General features: G+C 72.7%; 4 protein-coding genes. All 4 read left to right on the forward strand.

The window, feature by feature from the left end:
• Positions 1 to 1,290 (forward strand): thioesterase domain-containing protein (locus tag NBX02_RS13205; protein WP_250291557.1); only part of this gene is annotated, 1,290 nt, incomplete at its 5' end.
• Between the two features lie 240 nt (positions 1,291 to 1,530).
• Positions 1,531 to 2,307 (forward strand): SDR family NAD(P)-dependent oxidoreductase, encoded by a 777-nt coding sequence (locus NBX02_RS13210; RefSeq protein WP_013873904.1) that lies wholly within the window; start codon positions 1,531 to 1,533, stop codon positions 2,305 to 2,307.
• A gap of 268 nt (positions 2,308 to 2,575) precedes the next feature.
• Positions 2,576 to 3,043: an ester cyclase gene (locus tag NBX02_RS13215; RefSeq protein ID WP_250286217.1), complete on the forward strand. Its 468-nt coding sequence runs from the start codon at positions 2,576 to 2,578 to the stop codon at positions 3,041 to 3,043.
• Positions 3,040 to 3,516 (forward strand): nuclear transport factor 2 family protein, encoded by a 477-nt coding sequence (locus tag NBX02_RS13220; RefSeq protein WP_250286219.1) that lies wholly within the window; start codon positions 3,040 to 3,042, stop codon positions 3,514 to 3,516. The genes NBX02_RS13215 and NBX02_RS13220 overlap by 4 nt, the downstream gene beginning before the upstream one ends.
• The last annotated feature ends 87 nt before the right edge of the window (positions 3,517 to 3,603 follow it).

The raw sequence follows: 3,603 nt of genomic DNA on the forward strand, positions 1-3,603 counted from the left end.
CTGCTGCGCGGGCTGGTCCGGCCGGCCCGGCGGGCGGCGGGCACGGCGCCGGCGGGTGGCCGGTCGGCGCTGCGCGAGCGGCTCACCGGCCTGTCCGGGGCCGAACGTGACGCGGTCATACTTGAGCTTGTGCGTAGCGAAACCGCGAATGCTCTCGGCTATGCCGACGCCGACCCGGTCTCCGCCACCGGCGCCTTCGTCGAGCTGGGGCTGGACTCGCTCACCGCGGTCGAGCTGCGCAACCGGCTGGAGGCGCACACCGGCCTGCGGCTGCCGGCGACGCTCACCTTCGACCATCCGTCCCCGGCCGACGTCGCCGAGCTCATCGCCGGCCGGCTCGACTCCGCCGGGCCCGATTCCGCCGGGCGGGGGACGCCGTCGGCGCTGGCGGCGGGCGCGGGCAGCGGCGGGCCGTCAGCCGACGCCGTCGCCGCTGTCGGCGGGGGCATCGGCGGTCTGTACCGGCGGCTGTTCGACGCCGGGCAGATGAACGCCGCCGCGCAGCTGCTGGTCGTGGCGTCCAGCCTGCGTTCGACGTTCGACGAGGCGGACCGCCACGAGCACACCCCGCCCCCGCTGACCCTGGTGACCGGGCCGTCCCGGCCGAACATCGTCTGCTTCCCGGCGCTGTCGGCGCTGTCCGGCCCGCACGAGTACTCCCGGTTCGGCAGCCTGTTCCGCGACGAGCGGGACGTCCACGTGGTGCCGGCCCCGGGGCTGCCCACGGGCGACCTGCTCCCGGGCTCGGCCGCCACGCTGATCCGGATGCACGTGGACGCGGTCAGGCAGGTCGTCGGGGACGAGCCGTTCGTGGTCCTCGGCCGTTCGATGGGCGGCTGCGTGGCGAACTCGGTCGTCGCCGGCCTGGAGGCGGAGGGGATCTTCCCGGCCGGGCTGATCCTGGTCGACTCCTACCCGATCGACACCCCCTCCCGGCCGGGGATGGAGTGGTGGAACGCCGCCATGATCACCGCGCTGGTGGAGCGGTTCGACCGCTTCGACATCTCGACGCTGGACACCCGGCTGTCCACCATGGGCACCTACAACCGGATCTTCGGGGACTGGCAGCCGTCCGAGGTCCGTGCCCGCACCTTGCTCATCCGTGCGGAACAGCCGCTGGCCGGCACCCCCGCCGAGACGGCGGGCCGGCCGGACTGGCGGGCGTACTGGACACTCCCGCACGAGATCATCGACGTCCCCGGTGACCACTTCACCATCCTTGAGGAGGACACCGGGACGACCGTCGCCGCGGTGGCCAAGTGGCTGGCGTCGCTTGCCCAGGCGACCTGAGCGGCCCATGAACGGATCCAGCCCGCGCACCGGGGCCCGGCCCGCGCGTCCCACACCGCGCGTCAGCCGGGCACCGGACGGGCATCAGCCAGGCAGCGCGCGGGCACCGGCCAGGCATCGGGACCGGCCTCGCGGCGGACATCCCGGACGACCCACCCCGTGGACCAGAAGCAGCGTGATCGTTTTTCGCGCCGCCGACGGCCCCGGGTCACCAATAGATAACCAGCAGAGGGGACAAGCATGACACTTCCGGCAGTCGTCGTGACCGGCGCCGCCGCCGGGATCGGCCGGGCGACCGTGGAGCTGTTCGCCGAACGAGGCTACGGCGTCGTCGCCGTGGACCCCGACACGGCCGGCCTCGCCGAGCTCGAGGGCATCAAGAACGTCGTGACGCTCGAGGGCGACGTCTCCACCGAGAAGGCGAACGTCGAGGCGGTGCGGCTGGCCCTCGAGCACTTCGACCGCCTCGACGCCGCCGTCCTCAACGCCGGCATCGGCGGCGCGCCGCCGATCGAGGCCCCCGGGGCGATCGAGCAGCTCGACCGGGTCCACGCGGTCAACGTGCGCGGCGCGGCACTCGGCATCCGGGCCGCCGCTCCGGCGCTGCGGGCCGCCGGCGGCGGGGCCATCGTCGTGACGGCCTCCGGCGCCGGGCTGCGCGGCGACCCCTACACCTGGGCGTACAACGCCACCAAGGCGGCGGCGATCAACCTGGTGCGGTCGGCCGCGCTCGACTACGGCTACCAGGGCATCCGGATCAACGCGATCGCGCCGGGCATCACCCTCACCCCGCGCACGGCGCCGGTGAAGCACGATCCCCGGCTGTTCGCGAACATCAACCGGCGGATCCCGCTGCGCCGCTGGGGCGACCCGCGCGAGCAGGCCCAGGTGATCTGGTTCCTCGCGACCCCCGAGTCCTCCTACATCACCGGCGCGGTGATCCCCAGCGACGGCGGCCTCAGCGCGAGCAACGGCTTCCTGCTGCCCCCGACGTACGACGGTGAGCCGATGCAGTGACACCCACTGCGGGGGCACCCGGTTCGGGGACGCCCGGTGCGCCCGGTGCCGGTGCCGGGACACGCGTCCCCGGTGGATCCACCCTCAGCGGATCCACCGGGGGCCCCCGTCCACCACTACCCGGCGGATTCACGCACGGCGGATTCACGCACGGCGGATTCACGCCTGCCGCGTTCGTGCCGGCCGCATGCATGCCGGCCGCGGGCCCGGCACGCACGATGTTCACAACATTCATGACGTTCACGGCATTTATGAGAGGGAAAGATTTATGACCACCACTGACCAGCTCGCCGGGACGGCGGCGGCCGTCGCGACGGACAGCCTGGACAGTCTTCGGACGAACAAGACGATCGCCCGGCGCCTGTACGAGGAGATCGTCAACGAGGGCCGGCTGGAGTTGCTCGACGACTTCCTCGCCAAGGACGCCAGCCGGAGCACCGGCAGCGGCACGTTCGGCCGCGACAGCTTCGCCAGCCACGTCACCGAGCTGCGGCACAACGTCACCGACCTGAAGACCACCGTCACCGACATCGTGGCCGAAGGTGACCGGGTTGTCGTCTTCTGGCGTATCCAGGGCATCCACTCCGGCGAGGTCTGGGGCGTGCCCGGCACCGGGAACACCATCGACGGCACCAGCATCAGCCTGATCACGTTCCATGACGGCAAGGTCGTCGACTACGTCGTCACCCCGGACCGGCTCACCATCCTCCAGCAGCTCGGCGCGATCCCGGCATGACCCGCAAACTGTCGGCCGCCGACGTCGCCGAGATCCACCAGACCATCGCGCTGATCGCGCACGTGTACGACAACCGCGCGCTCGACGCCCTGCCCCTGCTCTTCACCGACGACGTCGAGATCGAGCTCGGCTACGGTGAGGGCGTCCAGCTGCGCGGGATCGACGCCGCCCGGGAGCTGTTCGGCCAGCGGCAGCCGGACGGGGCCGACCACCAGACGGTGAACACGCTGATCCTGACCGACCCGGACGGGACCGTGCGGACCCACAGCCGCTACATCGCGCTGCGGTCGGACGGGACTACCACCAACGGCGACTACCTGAGCATCGTCGTGCACACCGAGCGGGGCTGGCGGATCGCGTACTTCCGCAGCGTGCTGCGCTACCCCCTCGAGCCCGAGGCCGGCCCCCGGCCGACGGCGGTCACGGACGAGTGGCGGCTGACCGCCGACCGTCTCCCGGTGATCGTCGACTGACCCTCGCGGATCACGTCCAGCGCACCCCGCGCGGCCGGGCCCGGCCGTGGCGGCGAGCCGCCCGGCCCGTGCCGGGCCGGCCACCCG

It is taken from the genome of Protofrankia sp. CiP1_Cm_nod1 (assembly GCF_920888515.1).
In the GTDB taxonomy this organism is placed as follows: Bacteria; Actinomycetota; Actinomycetes; order Frankiales; family Frankiaceae; genus Protofrankia.

Coding starts and splice junctions, on each gene's coding strand:
- NBX02_RS13210 (WP_013873904.1), top strand. CDS start 1,531: ATGACACTTCCGGCAGTCGTCGTGACCGGCGCCGCCGCCGGGATCGGC.
- NBX02_RS13215 (WP_250286217.1), top strand. CDS start 2,576: ATGACCACCACTGACCAGCTCGCCGGGACGGCGGCGGCCGTCGCGACG.
- NBX02_RS13220 (WP_250286219.1), top strand. CDS start 3,040: ATGACCCGCAAACTGTCGGCCGCCGACGTCGCCGAGATCCACCAGACC.